This window comes from Bacillus sp. FJAT-49736 (assembly GCF_018343615.1).
GTDB lineage: Bacteria > Bacillota > Bacilli > Bacillales > Bacillaceae_C > Margalitia.
In genome coordinates, this window is record NZ_JAGYPI010000001.1 from 856643 (window position 1) to 877073 (window position 20431).

At 36.5% G+C, this 20431-nt stretch carries 18 protein-coding genes; all 18 read left to right on the forward strand.

The window, feature by feature from the left end; all coding sequences use genetic code 11:
• Positions 1–11: 11 nt before the first annotated feature.
• The 18 genes from infB to KHA87_RS04705 all read left to right on the forward strand — a co-directional run bounded on the left by infB (position 12) and on the right by KHA87_RS04705 (position 20333).
• Positions 12–2327 (forward strand): translation initiation factor IF-2, encoded by a 2316-nt coding sequence (infB, locus tag KHA87_RS04620; RefSeq protein ID WP_213092928.1) that lies wholly within the window; start codon positions 12–14, stop codon positions 2325–2327.
• The gene (locus KHA87_RS04625) at positions 2324–2602 is read left to right on the forward strand and encodes a DUF503 domain-containing protein (RefSeq protein WP_213092929.1); all 279 of its coding nucleotides are present in this window, start codon (positions 2324–2326) and stop codon (positions 2600–2602) included. Before infB ends, KHA87_RS04625 begins: the two co-directional genes overlap by 4 nt.
• A gap of 19 nt (positions 2603–2621) precedes the next feature.
• Complete coding sequence (gene rbfA / locus KHA87_RS04630; RefSeq protein WP_213092930.1) at positions 2622–2966, forward strand: 30S ribosome-binding factor RbfA; 345 nt, start codon at positions 2622–2624, stop codon at positions 2964–2966.
• Positions 2967–3070: 104 nt separating this feature from the next.
• The gene (gene truB / locus KHA87_RS04635) at positions 3071–3982 is read left to right on the forward strand and encodes a tRNA pseudouridine(55) synthase TruB (protein WP_213092931.1); all 912 of its coding nucleotides are present in this window, start codon (positions 3071–3073) and stop codon (positions 3980–3982) included.
• 21 nt (positions 3983–4003) lie between these two features.
• Positions 4004–4960, forward strand: coding sequence for a bifunctional riboflavin kinase/FAD synthetase (gene ribF / locus KHA87_RS04640; RefSeq protein ID WP_213092932.1), 957 nt, complete (start codon positions 4004–4006; stop codon positions 4958–4960).
• A 152-nt stretch (positions 4961–5112) separates the two neighbouring features.
• Positions 5113–5382 carry a 30S ribosomal protein S15 gene (rpsO, locus tag KHA87_RS04645; protein WP_213092933.1) on the forward strand — a complete coding sequence of 90 codons (270 nt, stop codon included), beginning with the start codon at positions 5113–5115 and terminating at the stop codon, positions 5380–5382.
• Between the two features lie 230 nt (positions 5383–5612).
• Complete coding sequence (gene pnp, locus KHA87_RS04650; protein WP_213092934.1) at positions 5613–7730, forward strand: polyribonucleotide nucleotidyltransferase; 2118 nt, start codon at positions 5613–5615, stop codon at positions 7728–7730.
• Positions 7731–7871: 141 nt separating this feature from the next.
• Positions 7872–8831, forward strand: a complete 960-nt coding sequence (locus KHA87_RS04655; protein WP_213092935.1) for a polysaccharide deacetylase family protein — start codon at positions 7872–7874, stop codon at positions 8829–8831.
• A 122-nt stretch (positions 8832–8953) separates the two neighbouring features.
• Positions 8954–10189 carry a M16 family metallopeptidase gene (locus KHA87_RS04660; RefSeq protein WP_213092936.1) on the forward strand — a complete coding sequence of 412 codons (1236 nt, stop codon included), beginning with the start codon at positions 8954–8956 and terminating at the stop codon, positions 10187–10189.
• Positions 10190–10291: 102 nt separating this feature from the next.
• The gene (locus KHA87_RS04665; RefSeq protein WP_213092937.1) at positions 10292–10522 is read left to right on the forward strand and encodes a YlmC/YmxH family sporulation protein; all 231 of its coding nucleotides are present in this window, start codon (positions 10292–10294) and stop codon (positions 10520–10522) included.
• Positions 10523–10856: 334 nt separating this feature from the next.
• Entirely contained in the window at positions 10857–11759 is a 903-nt protein-coding gene (dpaA, locus tag KHA87_RS04670) for a dipicolinic acid synthetase subunit A (protein ID WP_213092938.1), read from the forward strand.
• Entirely contained in the window at positions 11756–12352 is a 597-nt protein-coding gene (dpaB, locus tag KHA87_RS04675) for a dipicolinate synthase subunit B (RefSeq protein ID WP_213092939.1), read from the forward strand. Before dpaA ends, dpaB begins: the two co-directional genes overlap by 4 nt.
• A gap of 568 nt (positions 12353–12920) precedes the next feature.
• Entirely contained in the window at positions 12921–13967 is a 1047-nt protein-coding gene (asd, locus tag KHA87_RS04680) for an aspartate-semialdehyde dehydrogenase (RefSeq protein ID WP_213092940.1), read from the forward strand.
• An 80-nt stretch (positions 13968–14047) separates the two neighbouring features.
• Entirely contained in the window at positions 14048–15283 is a 1236-nt protein-coding gene (gene dapG / locus KHA87_RS04685) for an aspartate kinase (protein ID WP_213092941.1), read from the forward strand.
• Between the two features lie 65 nt (positions 15284–15348).
• Positions 15349–16221, forward strand: coding sequence for a 4-hydroxy-tetrahydrodipicolinate synthase (gene dapA, locus KHA87_RS04690; RefSeq protein WP_213092942.1), 873 nt, complete (start codon positions 15349–15351; stop codon positions 16219–16221).
• Positions 16222–16406: 185 nt separating this feature from the next.
• The gene (locus KHA87_RS04695) at positions 16407–16967 is read left to right on the forward strand and encodes a glycerol-3-phosphate acyltransferase (RefSeq protein WP_213092943.1); all 561 of its coding nucleotides are present in this window, start codon (positions 16407–16409) and stop codon (positions 16965–16967) included.
• Positions 16964–18559: an aminotransferase class V-fold PLP-dependent enzyme gene (locus KHA87_RS04700; RefSeq protein WP_213092944.1), complete on the forward strand. Its 1596-nt coding sequence runs from the start codon at positions 16964–16966 to the stop codon at positions 18557–18559. Before KHA87_RS04695 ends, KHA87_RS04700 begins: the two co-directional genes overlap by 4 nt.
• A 106-nt stretch (positions 18560–18665) precedes the next feature.
• Entirely contained in the window at positions 18666–20333 is a 1668-nt protein-coding gene (locus KHA87_RS04705) for a ribonuclease J (protein ID WP_213092945.1), read from the forward strand.
• The last annotated feature ends 98 nt before the right edge of the window (positions 20334–20431 follow it).

Consider the following 20431-nt stretch of genomic DNA (forward strand, 5'->3'; position numbering starts at 1 on the left):
GGGGTGAACATATGGTTAAAACAAGAGTTTATGAATACGCAAAAAGCCATAATATTTCAAGTAAAGATGTAATTAGTAAGTTAAAAGAAATGAATATAGAAGTTACCAATCATATGTCAACTATAGATGGGAATGCTATTGAGAAATTGGATTCTGTCTATAATTCAACAAAGAAAGAATCTGATGGGAAAAATAGCAAAAGTCAACAAAAACAACCTAATGGACAAAATAGTAAAAACCAATCAGGTAATGATAAACAGAAACAATCTGAAAAAACAAAATCAGCTGCTAGATTAAACCAAATGGAAGATGAAGAGGATATCGTGATAGATAAAGTACAATCAAAACCACAAACTAAACAGAAGCAAAATGTTGAAGGTAAGAAAACAAACAAAGAAGATTCTTTAAAAGAAAATAAAGTATTTAACAAAAACAATAACAATAGCAATAACAATAACAATAACCGCAACAACAATAACAATAACCGTAATAATAACAATAACCGTAACAATAAAAATAAACACAAACAAAAAAACACTCCACCGCAACAGCCAGTTCAAAAACAGAAAGAGCTGCCAAAGAAAATTGTCTTTAGTGAATCATTAACAGTAGCAGAACTAGCGAAAAAACTCCATCGTGAGCCATCCGAAATTATTAAAAAGCTTTTTATGTTAGGTGTAGTTGCTACGATTAACAAAGAGCTTGATAAAGATGCAATAGAACTAATTGCGACAGATTACGGCGTTGAAGTAGAAGAAGAGATCAAAGTGGACGTAACAGATCTTGAGGTGTATTTTACAGAGGACGCTCCGGAAGACTTAGTAGAACGTCCGTCAGTTGTTACCATTATGGGGCATGTAGACCACGGAAAAACAACTACTTTGGACTCCATTCGTAATACTAAAGTAACTGCCGGTGAGGCAGGCGGTATAACACAACATATTGGTGCCTACCAAGTAGAGGTAAACGGAAAGAAAATTACATTCCTAGATACTCCGGGTCATGCTGCATTTACTACTATGCGTGCACGTGGTGCGCAAATTACGGACATAACTATCTTAGTCGTCGCTGCTGATGATGGTGTAATGCCACAAACAGTGGAAGCTATTAATCATGCTAAGGCTGCAGGCGTTCCGATTATCGTTGCTGTCAATAAAATGGATAAACCAAGTGCAAATCCAGACCGTGTAATGCAGGAATTAACAGAATATGGTCTTATCCCTGAAGATTGGGGTGGAGATACTATTTTTGTTCCAATTTCTGCTTTAACGGGTGAAGGTATCGATAGCTTGCTTGAAATGATTCTACTCGTTTCAGAGGTAGAAGAATATAAGGCAAATCCTAGCCGTAATGCACTTGGTACTGTAATTGAAGCTCAGCTTGATAAAGGGCGCGGGTCGGTAGCAACATTGCTTGTTCAAAACGGTACATTAAGGGTAGGAGATCCAATCGTTGTTGGTAGCACATTTGGTCGTGTTCGGGCAATGGTGAATGATTTAGGACGTCGTGTGAAGGAAGCAAAGCCTTCTACACCTGTTGAAATTACTGGGTTGAATGATGTTCCTCAAGCCGGGGATCGATTTGTTGTCTTTGCTGACGAGAAAACAGCCCGTCAAGTTGGGGAAGCAAGATCCCAACAAGCTATAATGGCTCAAAGAAATGATACCGCCCGCATTAGCTTGGATACATTATTTGAACAAATGAAGCAAGGCGAAATGAAGGATTTAAATATTATTATTAAAGCAGATGTACAAGGTTCTGTTGAAGCACTTGCAGCAGCACTACAGAAATTAGATGTGGAAGGTGTAAATGTAAGAATCATTCATACTGCCGTAGGGGCAATTAATGAATCAGATATTACATTGGCAGCTGCATCAAATGCGATTGTCATTGGCTTCAACGTACGCCCAGATGTAAATGCTAAGCGTGCTGCAGAAGCTGAAAAAGTAGATGTTCGTCTACACAGAATTATTTATAAAGTAATTGAAGAAATTGAATCCGCAATGAAAGGGATGCTTGACCCAGAATTCGAGGAAAAAATCATTGGGCAAGCAGAAGTGCGTACAACCTTTAAAGTATCTAAAATCGGTACGATTGCAGGTTCTTATGTTACGGACGGCAAAATTACCCGTGATAGCGGTGTAAGGGTAATCCGCGACGGAGTCGTTATTTTCGAAGGCGAAATCGATACGTTAAAACGTTTTAAAGATGATGCCAAAGAAGTAAGTCAAGGTTACGAATGTGGTATTACCGTTAAAAACTTTAATGATGTTAAAGATGGAGATGTCATCGAAGCATATATCATGCAAGAAGTGGAAAGAAAATGATTGGAAGTTTGGAATGCGAATTCCGAATTTATGATGCCGCTTCATTAAAAGAGAAGCGGGCAGTTCTGCAGCGTGTATTAACTCGTTTGAAGCAAAAATACAATGTTTCCTGTGCAGAGGTAGGACACCAGGATGTATGGCAACGCACCAAAATTGCCATCGTGACGGTTGCCTCCTCGCAAAAGGCTGCGGAAAGAGAATTGGAAAATTCACTTAAGTTTCTGGACTCATTTCCAGAATGGGAAAGATTAGAAACAATTTTTGAGTGGTTGTAAAATTGTGAGGTGGTAAGGAATGAGCCTGCGTGCTAATCGAGTCGGCGAACAAATGAAAAAAGAGCTTAGTGACATTATCGGTCGAAAAATAAAAGACCCACGTATTGGCTTTGTAACTGTAACCGGGGTTGAGGTTACAGGTGACCTTCAACAAGCAAAAGTATTTATTACTGTTCTTGGAGATGAAAAACAAAGGGAAAATACATTAAGCGGTTTGGAAAAAGCAAAGGGCTTTATCCGCTCTGAAGTTGGACACCGAATTCGTTTAAGAAAAACTCCGGAATTGTTTTTCGAAATCGATGAATCTATTGACTATGGAAATAAAATCGAAACATTGTTAAAAGAAATTCATCGCGATGAATAAATTTTAAAAAAAGATAGACATGACCCAAGTGTCTATCTTTTTTGTATTAATATTTCCAATATGAAAAGAAAAACTAAATGTAGTATTGATAAAGGAGTTATAAAATGGATGGTATTCTACCTCTTTGGAAGCCTCAAGGAATGACGTCACATGATTGTGTTTTTAAAGTTCGTAAATTGCTGAAAATGAAAAAAGTGGGACATACCGGTACTTTGGATCCAGATGTAACTGGGGTATTGCCAATTTGCTTAGGAAGAGCAACAAAGGTTGCGGAATATATAACAAATGCCGGAAAGGAATATGAGGGGGAGGTCACGCTAGGTTTTTCAACTACTACGGAGGATTCCTCAGGGGAAGTAGTGGAAGAAAAAACAATTAACAAGGCAATTTTAAGATCAGAAATAATGGATGTGTTGATGGAATTAACGGGAGAAATTACACAGACACCACCGATGTATTCTGCTGTTAAAGTAGGGGGAAAAAGGTTGTATGAATATGCAAGGAAAGGAATCTCGGTAGAACGTCCTTCCAGAACGGTACAAATATATAGAATAGACCTTTTAGATGATAGAACTCAATTCGAAGGAGAGACAATTTCCTTTCGTTTTCGAGTTCAATGCAGTAAAGGGACATATATTAGGACATTGGCCGTTACGATTGGCGAACGTCTTGGTTATCCTGCACATATGTCTTTCTTAACAAGAATTTCATCTGGATCTTTTACAAAGGAAGATTGCGTTACCTTTGCAGAGCTAGAAGAACATATCCATTCTAATTCATTGGAAACAGTTATCTTACCTTTAGAAAGAGGTCTAAATAGTTTGCCGAAAATTGAAATTAGTGATAAATTAGCAGAGAAAGTGAAAAATGGCGCCGTATTACCAAAGGATAGCTTACCTTGGAATGAATCTTTTACAGAAGCAGCTATTTTTCATGATCATCAAGCAATCGCTATTTATAGACCGCATCAAGATAAACCAGGTTTATTAAAACCAGTGAAAGTATTATATACGTAATAGAAACAGGTGAGATATTATATGAAGGTTATGACATTACATCATCCGCATTCTTATTCCAAGACAGACTTTCCTCCATTAGTAATGGCGTTAGGGTATTTTGATGGCATTCATTTAGGACATAAAAAAGTTATTACTACTGCTAAAAACATTGCGGAAGAACATATTTGGAAAAGTGCTGTAATGACATTTGATCCACATCCATCAGTAGTATTAAGTGCACAGAATAAGCATGTAGAATTAATAACACCATTAGATGAGAAAATACGCCTGATGGAAGAACTGGGAATTGATTATTTGATCATTGTTCGTTTTACATCCAGCTTTGCAAGTTTAGATCCGCAAGAATTTGTCAATCAATATATAATAGGCTTAAATGTAAAACATGTTGTAGCCGGTTTTGATTTTACATATGGAAAGTTTGGAAAAGGGACGATTGATACAATGCCTCTTCATTCCAAAAACGAATTTGGCTGTACGAAAGTAGAGAAGCTTAATTCTCCAAATGGTGATGAAAAAGTAGGCTCTACTTTAATACGAAAATTGTTACACGAAGGTGATGTAACGGGGGCTTATTCATTATTAGGCCGTTTTTACCGAACCGATGGTATTGTTGTCCATGGTGAAAAAAGAGGAAGACAAATAGGCTTTCCAACAGCAAATATTAAACTAAATAGTGACTATATAGTTCCTCAAAACGGAGTCTATGCTGTAAAAATATATGTAAATAATCAATGGCATCAAGGGGTTTGTAATATTGGAGTAAAACCAACCTTTAAAAATCCTGATGAATTTACAAGATCAATTGAAGTCCATATTATTGATTTTGATCATTCTATCTATGGAGAAGAGGTCACCATTGAATGGCATAAAAGAATGCGTGATGAACAAAAATTTGACGGAATTGAAGCGTTGAAATCACAAATTGCCAAAGATAAGCAAACAACTATTGACTATTTTAAACAATTAGACAAATAAGTCGGGTATCCTAGGGAGTATAAATATTTGACTTGTATTTTTATAGTAAAAGTAGTATTCTTAAATAGTATTGAACCATTGCTTGGCATGGCGAGTCACCGACGCATGCTAGGGAATTGGGGATTTCATTAATTTTTTAGGAGGTGAAAAGGATGGCGATTTCACAAGAACGTAAAAACGAAATCATCAACCAATTTAAAGTTCATGAGAACGATACAGGCTCTGCTGAGGTTCAAATTGCAGTCCTTACTGAGGATATCAATAATTTGAATGAACATTTACGTACTCATAAAAAAGATCACCACTCTCGTCGTGGTCTTATGAAAATGGTAGGTAAACGTCGTAATCTACTTACTTATCTTCGTAATAAAGATGTTCAACGTTATCGTGAATTGATTAACAAGCTTGGTTTACGTCGTTAATGAAGTAGAAAAACATGCAAAGCGGGATTTTTCCCGCTTTTTTGTTAGCACAAAAATTTTAATGTGTTACTGTTTTACAAAGTGTTTAGACAGTACTTAACACTTTACTCCCAATAACTACCCAGACAAAATTTTTTCACTTTGGTGAACAATACATATTATATTAGAACTACAACGAAAAAATTCTGAATCCATTCTATATATTCGAAAACAATGAAAGGAGTTTATACATGGAACAAGCAAAACAAATTTTTACCATGGATTGGGCTGGACGCAAGCTTTCTGTTGAAATTGGCCAATTAGCCAAGCAAGCAAACGGCGCCGTTCTTGTCCGTTATGGAGATTCTGGTGTATTAAGCACCGCTACAGCTTCAAAAGAGCCAAAAACAGTGGATTTCTTTCCGTTAACTGTAAATTATGAAGAAAGATTATATGCAGTAGGAAAAATACCAGGAGGTTTTATCAAAAGAGAAGGCAGGCCAAGTGAAAAGGCAATATTAGCAAGTCGACTAATTGACCGTCCTATTCGCCCACTTTTTGCTGATGGATTTCGCAATGAAGTTCAAGTTGTCAGTATTGTAATGAGTGTGGATCAGGATTGTCCAACAGAAATGGCAGCTATGTTTGGTTCTTCCCTTGCTCTTTCTGTATCAGATATTCCATTTGAGGGCCCAATCGCTGGTGTAATTGTTGGCCGAGTAGACGGCAATTTTATTATTAATCCTACAGTTGAGCAAACCGAAAAAAGTGATATGCATTTAACGGTTGCAGGTACAAAGGATGCCATTAATATGGTTGAAGCAGGTGCGAATGAAGTGCCGGAAGAAACGATGCTAGAAGCAATTATGTTTGGTCATGAAGAGATTAAAAAGCTAATTGCTTTCCAAGAAGAGATCGTTGCTAAAGTCGGAAAAGAAAAAATGGAAGTTGCTCTTTATGAAATTGATCCGCAAATTGAAGCAGAAGTGCGTGAAATTTGTGAAAAAGAGATGATTGCAGCAATCCAGGTTCAAGAGAAGCATGCACGGGAAGATGCAATTTCAGAAGTGAAAAAGAAAGTTATTGCAGTGTATGAAGAAAGAGAAAATCTCGAAGAAGAAACAATTAAGCAAGTGAAAAAAATTCTAGATAAATTAGTGAAAAATGAAGTACGGAGACTAATTACGGAAGATAAGGTTCGCCCTGACGGAAGAAGTATTGATGAAATTCGTCCGTTATCATCTGAAGTGGGAATATTACCACGTACGCATGGTTCCGGTCTCTTTACTCGAGGACAAACTCAAGCTTTAAGTGTGTGTACATTAGGTGCGTTAGGAGATGTACAAATTCTTGATGGATTAGGAATTGAAGAGTCCAAACGCTTCATGCACCATTATAATTTCCCGCAGTTTAGTGTGGGGGAAACAGGGCCGATGCGTGGACCGGGTCGCCGAGAAATTGGACATGGTGCATTAGGAGAACGTGCCCTCGAGCCGGTTATCCCGAATGAACAGGAATTTCCATATACGATACGTTTAGTATCAGAGGTTCTTGAATCAAATGGATCGACATCACAAGCAAGTATATGTGGAAGTACCTTAGCCATGATGGATGCAGGTGTGCCGATTAAAGCTCCAGTTGCTGGAATTGCAATGGGACTTGTGAAGTCCGGAGAACATTATACTATCTTAACCGATATCCAAGGGATGGAAGACCATCTAGGAGATATGGACTTTAAAGTAGCAGGAACAGAAAAAGGTGTTACCGCTCTACAAATGGATATTAAAATAGAAGGATTATCCAGAGAAATATTAGAGGAAGCATTGCAGCAAGCAAAACGTGGTCGTATGCAAATTCTTGCTAGTATGATGTCCACCATTTCTAAGCCTAGAGAAGAGCTTTCCGTATATGCGCCAAAAATATTAACCATGACTATTAACCCTGATAAAATCCGTGATGTAATTGGACCAAGCGGTAAACAAATTAATAAGATCATCGAAGAAACTGGAGTAAAAATAGATATTGAACAAGATGGAAAAATCTTTATTTCTTCTGCTAATGAGGAAATGAATAAAAAAGCCAAAAAAATCATTGAGGATATTGTCCGGGAAGTAGTTGTAGGACAAGTCTACCTAGGAAAAGTAAAACGAATTGAAAAATTTGGAGCTTTCGTAGAAATCTTTAATGGTAAAGATGGCCTGGTTCACATTTCAGAATTAGCGGAAGAACGTGTGAAAAAAGTGGAAGATGTGGTGAAGATAGGCGACGAAATTCTCGTTAAAGTCACCGAAGTAGATAATCAAGGAAGAGTAAATCTATCCCGCAAGGCAGTTATCAAGGAGCAAAAGGAAAAAGAACAGCAAGCATAGAAATAAAAAGTCAGGGATTCCTGACTTTTTTCATTGAAAAGAGGATAATTAAATCATTATTCTATGGCTTCAAGCATTCCAGCTTTTCGTTCTACCTTGTCCTTCTTCAACATAAAGTATAGATGAAGGAGGAAGGTGACCATGAAAAACAGGAAAAGCTTGATTGGAATCATTGTGATTGCTATTCTAACAGTAGTCCTAATTCAAAATCCATTATCAAATCAATATCTTGCAAAATTAAAACAAGGTACAGTTTACATATATGCTGATCAGAGTGATTTATACAATCAAATAGAACTAGCAGCAAAACAATACGCAAAACAACCGCAGGATGCAAAGGTTGATAAAATTTGGAAGGCAATACCAGGCTATAATGGACTTAAGGTGGATGTAAAAGCATCATATAACAATATGAAAAAGGATCATAAATATGATAAAAATAAATTAATTTTTACACAAATCCCGCCTAAGGTTCATTTGAAGGATTTACCCGCAAGTCCAATTTATAAAGGCAATCCCGAAAAACCGATGGTAAGTTTTTTAATTAATGTTGCATGGGGCAACGAATACTTGCCAAAAATGCTTGAAACATTAAAAAAGCATAATATTCATGCCACCTTCTTTTTAGAAGGAAGATGGACACAACAAAATCCGGAATTAGCTAAAATGATTGTAGAGGATGGTAATGAAATAGGAAACCATTCTTTTTCTCATCCTGATATGAAAATTTTAACTGCTGACCGAATTCGTCAAGAGTTAATAAAAACAAACCAAGTAATAGAAGCAACCACAGGGAAAAAAGTGAAATGGTTTGCTCCACCAAGTGGCAGTTATCGAGATGAGGTAGTTGATATTGCAGATTCCATGGATATGGGTACCATCATGTGGAGCGTGGATACCGTAGACTGGCAAAAACCTTCTCCAAATATCATTATTAACCGAGTAATGACAAAGGTTCACCCTGGTGCACTTATATTAATGCATCCAACTGATTCAACTGCAAAGGCATTGGAACATCTCATTTTAGAAATAAAGAAAAAGGAATACAGAATTGGGACTGTAACGAAGCTAATGGATGAAGAAAGAATCATAAAAAAATAATGATGGAAAACGAATAAAAGGAAAAGATAAGAAAAAAGCTTTTCGTAAGGTTTGTATTTTCCTAGTAACCGGTGGGGATTTCATCGATTAGGTAATGCAGCATGAATGAAGGAGGAATAATCGTGATAAAGAAATATACTTGTCAAAATGGTCTAAGAATTGTACTAGAAGAAATTCCAACCGTTCGTTCAGTAGCTATTGGGATTTGGATCGGAACAGGTTCCAGACATGAAACTAAGATTAATAATGGGATATCGCACTTTTTGGAGCATATGTTCTTTAAAGGAACTAAAACGAGAACAGCTCGTGAAATAGCGGAAGCTTTTGATTCTATAGGGGGACAGGTCAATGCCTTTACTTCTAAAGAATATACATGCTACTATGCAAAGGTCTTGGATAATCATTCTCAATTTGCCTTAGAAACTCTTGCGGATATGTTCTTTCATTCGACATTTGTGGAAGAGGAATTAAAAAAAGAGAAAAATGTTGTATATGAAGAAATTAAGATGTATGAAGATACGCCGGATGATATTGTCCATGATCTTTTAAGCAAAGCTGTATATGAAAATCATCCACTTGGATACCCAATACTTGGCACGGAAGAAACATTGGAAACCTTCAATAGCGACACTTTACATCAATATATGCATGATATGTATACCCCTGATCGGGTAGTAATATCTGTTGCAGGGAATGTTAACGAAGAATTTATAAAGAAAATCGAATCACTATTTGGCTCCTATACTGGTGGAAACGACAGTCGAAATGAATTAGTACCGATTTTCCATGCTGGTCAAATGGTTAAAAAGAAAGAAACAGAGCAAGCCCACCTTTGTATAGGGTATGAAGGTTTACCAGTGGGCCATAAGCAAATTTACGATTTAATCGTGTTAAACAATATTTTAGGAGGCAGCATGTCATCACGTCTTTTTCAAGAGGTAAGAGAGCAACGTGGACTTGCATATTCTGTATTTTCCTATCATTCTTCCTATAAGGATACAGGTATGGTAACTGTATATGGAGGAACGGGAGCGAACCAATTAGATCAATTATATGATACAATTTGTGAAACACTGGAAAAGATCAAAAATCAAGGTGTAACAGAAAAAGAAGTGCAAAATTGTAAGGAACAATTAAAAGGAAGCCTTATGCTCAGCCTAGAAAGCACTAATAGCCGGATGAGCAGAAATGGAAAAAATGAGCTTCTATTAGGCTATCATCGTTCATTAGATGAAATTGTCGAAGTGATCGATCAAGTAACAATGGATAAAGTAAATTCACTTTCGAAAAAAATATTCTCAAAGGAAAGCTCTATTTCTTTAGTTAGTCCAAATGGCAACTTACCACAAAATGCTTAAAAATCCCCAGTTGGGGATTTTTTATTTTCTCATAAATATAATTCTAAAAACCATATACGAGCTATACATTGATAATAAGACAATATTAAAAGGGGGATTTATATGCGGCTAAGTGAGTTAAGTGGAAAAGAAATAGTTGATTTCAAACGTGCCCAAAGGCTTGGTATATTAGGACAGACAGATTTGGAAATAAATGAGGCAACCGGGCATATTCAATCACTTATCATTCCAACTGGGAAATGGAGAAAAAAACATGTTGGAGAAATAAGGGTGCCTTGGCAGCAAATCCGTACGATTGGAACAGATATGATTATTTTAGAAGTTCCTAATTAGTAAGAATAAGTAAAATTTTGACCTCGCTATAGAAGCGGGGTTTTTTGCTTTTTTCATAAGATTAGTCTTTATCTAACACCAAGTGAAATTGGCACTTCAAATTTCACCAAGTGAAATTGGCACTTCAAATTTCACCAAGTGAAATTGGCACTTCAAATTTCACCAAGTGAAATTGGCACTTCAAATTTCACCAAGTGAAATTGGCACTTCAAATTTCACTAGCGCCTATCGGATGATCAAGGCGCTTCCACATTTCTTTTCACCGTTTACCCAATTCTTACATACTATGTGTAAGGTATAAACCCAATCAACATTGAAGAAGGTGACGATATTGATGTTGACAGGACTGCAGATTGCTGTGATTGGTGGAGATGCACGTCAATTAGAGGTAATCCGTAAATTGTCTGAGTTGGATGCAAAACTGTCATTAATCGGATTTGAACAATTAGATCATGTGTTCTCAGGTGTTAGTAAAGAGAAAATACACGAAGTGGATTTTTCGGAAATAGATGCTATTATTCTACCCATCACCGGCACGGATGCAAATGGTCAGGTAGAAATGATTTTTTCTGCAGAAACAGTCGAAATTACAGAAGAAATGCTACTAAAAACACCTGCCCACTGTACCATTTATACGGGTATTAAAAATGCATTCTTAGAAGAAATGACGAAAAAAGTGAAAAGGCGTTTAGTTATGTTATTCGAAAGAGATGATGTTGCAATATATAATTCGATCCCTACCGTAGAAGGCACTATTATGATGGCTATTCAGCATACTGAATTTACTATACATGGTTCCACAGTGGCTGTTTTAGGTTTAGGTAGGGTAGGGATGAGTGTAGCGCGTTCTTTTCACCACCTTGGCGCAAAAGTGAAGGTGGGGGCAAGAAAGAGCGAACATTTAGCAAGAATTACAGAAATGGGACTTGTGCCATTTCATCTAAATGATATTGATAAAGAAGTGCGAGATATTGATATTTGCATAAACACAATTCCACATCTGGTTGTAAATGCTTCTGTCATTCAAAAGATGCCAACCCATACATTAATTATTGATCTAGCCTCGAAACCCGGGGGAACAGACTTCCGTTATGCGGAGAAACGTGGAATTAAAGCATTGCTAGCTCCTAGCTTACCAGGAATAGTAGCGCCAAAATCTGCCGGACAAATTTTAGGAAATGTCCTAGCCCAATTACTGGAAGAAGATGTTGTGAAACGAAAGGGGAAATTAATATGAGTTTAAATGGTAAACGAATTGGTTTTGGATTAACAGGATCCCACTGTACGTATGATGCGGTATTTCCTGAAATTAAAAGATTGGTGGATTCAGGTGCTGAGGTAATACCAGTAGTTACCTTCACAGTAAAAAATACAGAAACACGCTTTGGAAGCGGTGAAGATTGGATAGATAGAATAGAGGAAGTGACGGGCAGAAAGGTAATTGATAGCATTGTCGGCGCAGAGCCGTTAGGGCCAAAACTTCCACTTGATTGTATGGTAATAGCGCCATTAACAGGGAATTCCATGAGTAAAATGGCAAATGCCCTTACTGACTCTCCTGTATTAATGGCTGCAAAAGCAACCTTAAGAAACAGAAAGCCTGTTGTTTTAGGTATTTCTACAAACGATGCTCTTGGTTTAAATGGAGTAAATTTAATGCGGCTAATGTCAACAAAAAATATATATTTTATTCCATATGGTCAAGATGATCCGATTAACAAACCAAATTCAATGGTTGCTAAAATGACTTTACTTCAAGAAACAGTAGAGGAAGCGATCGAGGGCAGACAATTACAGCCGGTAATCATTGAAAGGTTTCGAAATGAATAAACAATAAACGGATCTCACAGTAGCTCGCCTCATCGGCGAGTTTTCTATGGTACTCCGAAATATAGTACAAAAGTTTACTGTCTTGAGGTATATACCTAAGCCTTCCACTTTGCTATGTAATATGATGAATTAGAGAAAATGATATAATATCGTACGTTAATATGGTAAAATAAAATCGTTATTTTCTCTAGTTAAAGGCTTTTTTCATACACAATGTTGCATTTGTAGACGAAAACTTTAAAAATATCCTTAATTAGGTTAAGAATGAATAATATTTTAAAGAAAGATTCTTTTCAAAACTTTGTTACTTTTGGTAAGGAACATATCTCAATGCTTACTTTGGTTAAGACTCAGGTAAGTCATCGAAAGATGCCCAGAAACCAAATCGATATTAGGATGTAACAATATTTGCGAAAAAACATGAAGTGAAACTTAGCCTGAATTAGGATTCATAACAATATATGAACTGCAACATGTTAAAATCTCTTATAGATTTAACAGTCATACGAAAACAGCCCAAATAAAAATTTCGTGAAAAGCTTTATATAAATGAAAAGGGGAATGCTAAATGTCAATATCCAAAGGATTTCACGTGGCAGTGCTTGGTGCCACTGGTGCAGTTGGACAACAAATGATTAAAACGTTGGAAAAAAGAGAGTTTCCTATTAGCAAAATTTCATTCTTATCTTCAGCGCGTTCAGCTGGTACTGTAATAAAATTTAGAGGTGAAGATGTTGTAGTGGAAGAAGCAACACCAGAAAGCTTTAATGGAGTTGACATCGCTTTATTTAGTGCAGGCGGAAGTATTTCTAAATTGTTCGCACCGGAAGCTGTTAAACGTGGTGCAATTGTCATTGATAATACGAGCGCTTACCGAATGGAAAAGGATGTTCCTTTAGTTGTTCCGGAAGTCAATGAGGAAGATTTAAAGCTTCATAATGGAATTATTGCAAATCCAAATTGCTCAACGATACAAATGGTGGTTGCGTTAGAACCAATTAGAAAAGCTTACGGTTTAAAGAAAGTAATTGTTTCCACTTATCAAGCAGTATCTGGTTCTGGAACTGCGGCTATTCAAGAATTAAAGGAACAAACAAAGGCTATCATTAATGGTGATACATTTGACCCTAAGATTTTGCCTGTAAAGGGCGATAAAAACCATTATCAAATTGCATTTAATGCCATTCCTCAAATTGATACATTCATGGATAATGGATTTACTTTTGAAGAAATAAAAATGATTAATGAAACGAAAAAAATTATGCATATGCCAGAATTAAAAGTGGCAGCTACTTGTGTTCGTCTTCCGGTAGAAACAGGGCATTCTGAATCAGTATATTTTGAAGTGGAAAACGAAGGGCTGACAGCCAAACACGTTCAAGATGTGCTTATTACTGCAGAAGGTGTTGTTTTGGAAGATAATCCTGCTGAACAAGTTTATCCAATGCCGGCAAATGCGGTAGGAAAAAATGATGTATTTGTAGGCAGAATCAGAAAGGATTTAGATGAAGACCGCGGGTTCCATATGTGGGTTGTGTCCGATAACCTATTAAAAGGTGCTGCCTGGAACTCTGTTCAAATTGCTGAAAGCCTTATAAAGCTTGGTCTTGTTTAATCTGTATTGATAACTTCCATATTGGTTTACTGTCTAACCTCATCATGAAAAAAATATATACTTTATATAGAGGTGTTAGCATGAAGTTGATTGTGCAGAAATTTGGAGGCACATCTGTACGCGATGAAAAAGGCCGAACTCAAGCAATAAAGCATATTAAAAATGCTCTTCAGGATGGTTATAAGGTAGTGGTGGTTGTATCAGCAATGGGCAGAAATGGTGATCCATATTCTACAGATACTTTGCTTTCCCTTGTACAAAATCCCCAAACACTAATAAATAAGAGGGAACAAGATTTGCTTCTTTCGTGTGGAGAAGTAATTTCAAGCCTTGTATTTACGAACATGCTTCTTGAGGATGATATTAAAGCTACTGCTTTGACAGGATCTCAGGCAGGATTCAGGACAAATGGAGAGCATACTAATGCCAAGATTATAGATATGAAATGTGAAAGACTCATAAAAGAACTAAATACACATGATGTTGTAGTGGTCGCCGGATTCCAAGGATCAGCAAAAAACGGGGATGTTACAACAATCGGTAGAGGTGGCAGTGATACTTCTGCAGCTGCACTTGGTGCTGCTTTAAAGGCAGAATGGATTGATATCTTTACAGATGTAGAAGGAATTATGACTGCAGATCCAAGAATTGCGGATAATGCAAGAAAATTGCCAATCGTAACTTATACGGAAGTTTGCAATATGGCCTATCAAGGTGCAAAGGTTATCCATCCACGTGCTGTTGAAATTGCCATGCAAGCAAAGGTACCAATTCGGATTCGCTCCACCTATTCAGATAATTTAGGTACTCTTGTAACCTCGTTAAATAAACAATCAAGGGGAACGGATATTCGCGAAAGACCAGTAACTGGTATTGCCTATGTATCAAATGTTTCGCAGATAAAGGTGTATGCTAAGGAAGGTCAATATGAGCTTCAGTCTGAAGTGTTTAAAGCGATGGCAAACGAAAATATTAGTGTAGATTTCATAAACATCTCCCCAACTGGTGTAGTTTATACAGTTGCAGAGGATGCGATTGAAAGAGCTATTTCTATATTACAAAAAATGGGATATAAGCCTGAAGTCGAACGGGAATGTGCTAAGGTTTCCGTTGTAGGTGCAGGTATTCATGGTGTACCAGGGGTTACATTCAAAATTGTATCGGCATTATCGGAAAAAAGCATTCGGATATTACAGTCAGCTGATAGCCATACAACAATTTGGGTATTAGTAAAAGAAAACGATTTAGTCGCAGCTGTGAATGCATTGCATGATGCATTTAATTTGCAAGAAGAAACCTTCGAAGTGAATATATAGAGTCTGTAAATGGACAATGTAAATCTTTGAATAGATCTAACGGAAAAATAGAGGGAGTGTTCAATATGAGTCGTTTTGGTAGAATTTCTACTGCCATGGTTACTCCATTCGATGCAAAAGGGAATGTTGATTTTCAAAAAACTACTCAGCTAGTAGAATTTTTAATGGAGAATGGATCAGATTCTCTTGTTATTGCTGGTACAACGGGTGAATCACCTACCTTATCAACGGAGGAAAAGCTTGCATTATTCAGCCATGTAGTAAAAACCGTTAAAGGAAGGGTGCCAGTTATTGCAGGTACTGGAAGCAATAATACTCACGCAACAGTGGAGTTAACGAAAAAAGCAGAGGAAATCGGTGTGGATGCAGTATTAATCGTAGTCCCTTATTATAATAAACCAAATCAAGCGGGACTATATCAGCACTTTAAAACTGTTGCCGAAAATACTAATTTACCTGTTATGCTGTATAATGTTCCTGGTCGTACGGTTGCTAGCTTGCAGCCAGAGACAGTCATTAAATTAGCGGAAATACCAAATATTGTAGCCATAAAGGAAGCGAGCGGAAACTTAGACGCAATGGCTGAAATTATTGCTAATACACGTGAGGACTTTGAATTATACAGTGGCGATGATGGTCTAACTATCCCTGTACTGTCCATCGGAGGTAAAGGTGTTGTGTCTGTTGCATCTCACATTATTGGTAGGGAAATGCAAGAAATGATTAGCTCATTTTTAAATGGATCTAACGAGGCAGCAGCCAAACAACATCAAAAACTGCTTCCACTAATGAGAGGATTATTTGATGCCCCAAGTCCCGTTCCTGTAAAGACCGCTTTACAGCTTAAGGGTCTTAATGTTGGGTCTGTTAGACTTCCATTAGTTCCATTAACCGAGCAGGAAAGAGCAAACTTAGTAGCGTTATTAAATAAACTTTAATCATAGATAGGGAAGGGTGTTTTTTTAGCCCTTTCTTTTTTTATTCACTTTTGTATGTATTATTGGAATAAGTGGTAAAATAGAATCTCTTAAGAAAGTTTTCTTTTTTATATATTTAGCTCAAATTCTGAAAAAAATGGTAATATAATTATATATACCACTTTAGGAAGAAAGGCGAGCATGTAATGATTTTCATATATTTTCTTGCATACATATTTGGGCATATACTTTCAGCACATATAGTTGGGCGAATTTTTTATAATAGAAATATTTTCACGGAAGGCAGTGGAAATCCAGGTGCAAGAAATGCTGGAAGATCGTTTGGGAAAAAAGGATTCATGATTGTTTTATTCGGTGATATGTTGAAAGTAATCGTTATTTGTTTACTTGCAGAATATTTCAAAATGAATTTTTTGCAACAGACAATTCTTTTGCTGTTAGTTATTTTAGGACATATGTACCCTATTTTATATAAGTTTAAAGGCGGGAAAGGTGTGGCTTCTTTTATAGGAGGCATCCTCTATATTTCACCGCTGGCAGCATTGTGCCTCGGACTTACCTTCCTTATTACTTATCCATTTGTAAAATCGTTTACAAAAGCAGGGCTTGCAGGCATTGCATTAACGCCAATATTCACCTTTTTTTTTCATCATAATATAGCAGGAAGCCTCGTCATCTTCTTAATTATATTGCTTATAGTTATGAAACATAAAGAAAAACGGGTAATTGTGGGGGATGGAATATGAACTATACAATAAAAATCGCTAGAACTGCAAAGGAATTTGAGGGGATATTTCAACTCAATTATGATACTTTTGTGGAAGAAATTCCACAGCATCATGAAAACACGGAAAAAAAATTAGTCGATCAGTTTCATGATGAAAATGAATACGTTATTTGCAAGTTGGACGAGGAAGTTATTGGAATGATGGCGATTAGAGATATACGTCCTTTTTCATTAGATAAAAAACTAGGTAGAATTGAAAATTATCTTGACCAAGCCTTTGAGCGACCTTGTGAAATTCGGCTGTTGTCTGTTAAACAAAAATATCGAAACGGACGCGTATTTGCAAGTCTTACTGGCGCATTAATCCGCTATTGTCTACATAAAGGCTATGATATTGCTTTTATTTCAGGTACTACAAGACAATCAAGGCTTTATAAACATATAGGCTTCGAATCGTTTGCACATTTAGTTGGCCATGAAGATGTATTGTTTCAGCCAATGTATTTGACAAAAGATATGTTTTTTCAAAAGGAACATTTAAGATCTCTTTCTTTCATACATACCTTTTTGCCAGGCCCAGTAATGGTTGATAACAAAATCCAATCTGTTTTCTCTTCCCAGCCGGAGTGGCATCGGTCACAAGAGCATAAACAGCTTGCATCAAATGTATTTTCAAAGTTAAAAAAATTAACAAATGCACAAAATGTTTCCGTATTAACAGGCACTGGTACGGTTGCAAATGATGCCGTTGCAGCACAACTACATTCCCTTGGGACAAAAGGATTAATTTTAACAAACGGAGAATTCGGAGAACGCTTAGTTGATCATGCGAATCGTTTTGAGCTTCAATTTGATACATTTGCAGCCCATTGGGGGCAAGCGTACAATTTAGGAGAAATAAGAGCTTTATGTGAAATTAACCAATATGATTGGATTTGGTTTGTTCATTGCGAAACATCGACCGGGATGTTAAATGACTTTGAAGGTTTATCCGGTCTTTGCAGGGAATATTCAATCAAATTGTGCATGGATGCTATAAGTTCAATAGGGGCAGTTCCTTTAAATCTTGCAGACGTATATTTGGCATCAGGTGTTTCTGGGAAAGCGATTAGTGCAGTAACCGGTCTTTCCTTTGTATTCTTTAATCAGCTGGAATTAGGCTCTAGGCAGGTTCCACGTTATCTTGATATACTGTATTATCAAAAATGCGAAGGCATCCCTTTCTCGCAAAATTCCTATTTATTCAAGGCATTAGATATGGCATTGGATAAATTATTTAATCTTGACTATTTCGAAAATAGACTTAAGAGATTTTCTTTTGTTTATGATTCGTTAAAAAATCTTGGTTTTACCTTTGTTGTAGAAAAGAATCAATCTTCTCCATGTGTTATTACGATAGCTTTTCCTAAAGATGTAAAAGCAACTGATTTTGGTTTAGATTTATATTTGAATGGGTATCAAGTGCATTTTCTTAATCGTTATCTAATAAAAAATAATTGGATTCAAATTGCTTTGATGAATACAGATGAAAATACCGTGATAGTGGACCAGCTTCTACGTACATTACAAATATTATTAAGTGAAAATGCTGGAATGGCATTAGTGAAATAATCTAAAAGAATGAAATTGTAAAATCATATTGAACAGTAATTTCTTCTTCAAGTATAATGAGCTTAACTGATTTAGGTCGGAAAAACAGCATTGGAGGAACAAGAATTTGAAAAAGAAAAATGATTCTATTAAAATTATCCCACTTGGAGGAGTGGGAGAGATCGGAAAAAATATGTATGTCATCGAAGTGGATGAGGATATATTTGTCATTGACGCCGGGCTTATGTACCCGGAGAATGAGATGCTCGGAATCGATATCGTTATTCCTGATATTACATATTTAGAGGATAATAAAGAAAGAGTAAAGGGAATATTTTTAACACACGGACATGAAGATGCGATCGGATCCCTTCCATACTTGTTGATGAAATTAAATGTTCCTGTCTATGGAACAAAATTAACTATTGCATTCGCAAAGGAAAAACTGAAGGATGTAGCTATCAATAAAGAGGTTCAATTTATTGTCATTCATTCGGATACATCTTTACAATTTGAAACAGTGGATATTACTTTCTTTAAAACTACCCATAGCATACCAGATTCAATTGGTATTTGTATTCATACATCTGAAGGCAATATTGTCCATACAGGGGATTTTAAGTTCGATCAAAGTGTATCTAAAAACTATCAATCAGATATAGCAGAGATGGCAAAAATCGGGAATGAAGGTGTTCTTTGTCTACTGTCTGACAGTATTGAAGCAGAGCATCCTGGTGTAACAACTTCTGAAATGGTTATAGCTAGTGAAATGGCAAATGCTTTTTACTCCGCAAAGGGAAGAATTATTGTTGCATGCTTTGCCTCTAATTTGATTCGACTTCAACAAGTTTTTGATGCGGCTTTTGAAACCGGCAGAAAAGTAGTGGTGGTTGGAAAAAGCCTAGAAAGAGTTTATGAAATTGCTGTTTCTTTAGGATACCTTGATATCAAAACAGATGATTTAGTAATCCCTATTAGTGCCCTTAATAAATATTCGGATGAAGAAATTGTCATTCTAACAACCGGAAACCAAGGTGAACCGTTTTTAGTGTTACAAAAAATGGCCAAACGCACTCATAAATATATTAATATACAAAAGGGTGATACCGTCTTTATTACAGCATCACCATCTCCAGGCATGGAGCTAATTATGTCGAAAACGGTGGACATGTTATACCGTGCTGGTGCAGCGGTACTATCAGAACGGAGAAAAGTTCATGTAACGGGACATGGCTGTCAAGAAGATTTAAAACTAATGCTTAATTTAATGAAGCCTAAGTATTTTGTTCCTGTTCAAGGCGAATATAGAATGTTAGTGGCCCATTCAAGACTTGCGGAACAGGTTGGGATATCGAAGGATAGAATTTATATTCCTGATAAAGGGGAAGTACTCGAATATAAAAAGGAAAAAATGAGTTATAGCGGTAAAGTTCCATCTGGGAATGTGTTGATCGATGGAATTGGAGTTGGAGATGTCGGTAATATAGTATTGCGGGATCGAAGACTACTGTCTCAAGACGGAATATTAATTGTGGTGGTTACTTTAAGTAAACATAAGAGGACCATCGCTGCCGGTCCAGAAATTATTTCGCGCGGCTTCGTGTATGTAAGAGAATCTGAACAGCTCATGAATGATTCCACTTCATTAGTTCGCAGTATAGTGGAAAAAAACATGGAAAAAGATGCTTTTGATTGGTCAAGTATAAAGCAGGATATTCGTGACCAATTGAACTACTTTTTATTTGAGAAAACAAAACGCAGACCAATGATTTTGCCAATTATTATGGAAGTATAATGATATCATTACGGAACACCGACTTTTTGTCGGTGTTTTTTTTCTTTGAATCAAATTACTTCCGTAAGAGGATACTAATATTATTATGTAAAAATATA

Excerpts from the sequence above, each read along its gene's own strand:
- KHA87_RS04665 (WP_213092937.1), top strand. The coding sequence starts at position 10,292 with ATGCGGCTAAGTGAGTTAAGTGGAAAAGAAATAGTTGATTTCAAACGT.
- KHA87_RS04655 (WP_213092935.1), top strand. The coding sequence starts at position 7,872 with ATGAAAAACAGGAAAAGCTTGATTGGAATCATTGTGATTGCTATTCTA.
- rpsO (WP_213092933.1), top strand. The coding sequence starts at position 5,113 with ATGGCGATTTCACAAGAACGTAAAAACGAAATCATCAACCAATTTAAA.
- truB (WP_213092931.1), top strand. The coding sequence starts at position 3,071 with ATGGATGGTATTCTACCTCTTTGGAAGCCTCAAGGAATGACGTCACAT.
- ribF (WP_213092932.1), top strand. The coding sequence starts at position 4,004 with ATGAAGGTTATGACATTACATCATCCGCATTCTTATTCCAAGACAGAC.
- dpaA (WP_213092938.1), top strand. The coding sequence starts at position 10,857 with ATGTTGACAGGACTGCAGATTGCTGTGATTGGTGGAGATGCACGTCAA.
- pnp (WP_213092934.1), top strand. The coding sequence starts at position 5,613 with ATGGAACAAGCAAAACAAATTTTTACCATGGATTGGGCTGGACGCAAG.
- infB (WP_213092928.1), top strand. The coding sequence starts at position 12 with ATGGTTAAAACAAGAGTTTATGAATACGCAAAAAGCCATAATATTTCA.
- KHA87_RS04700 (WP_213092944.1), top strand. The coding sequence starts at position 16,964 with ATGAACTATACAATAAAAATCGCTAGAACTGCAAAGGAATTTGAGGGG.
- dapA (WP_213092942.1), top strand. The coding sequence starts at position 15,349 with ATGAGTCGTTTTGGTAGAATTTCTACTGCCATGGTTACTCCATTCGAT.
- asd (WP_213092940.1), top strand. The coding sequence starts at position 12,921 with ATGTCAATATCCAAAGGATTTCACGTGGCAGTGCTTGGTGCCACTGGT.
- dapG (WP_213092941.1), top strand. The coding sequence starts at position 14,048 with ATGAAGTTGATTGTGCAGAAATTTGGAGGCACATCTGTACGCGATGAA.
- KHA87_RS04695 (WP_213092943.1), top strand. The coding sequence starts at position 16,407 with ATGATTTTCATATATTTTCTTGCATACATATTTGGGCATATACTTTCA.
- KHA87_RS04625 (WP_213092929.1), top strand. The coding sequence starts at position 2,324 with ATGATTGGAAGTTTGGAATGCGAATTCCGAATTTATGATGCCGCTTCA.
- dpaB (WP_213092939.1), top strand. The coding sequence starts at position 11,756 with ATGAGTTTAAATGGTAAACGAATTGGTTTTGGATTAACAGGATCCCAC.
- rbfA (WP_213092930.1), top strand. The coding sequence starts at position 2,622 with ATGAGCCTGCGTGCTAATCGAGTCGGCGAACAAATGAAAAAAGAGCTT.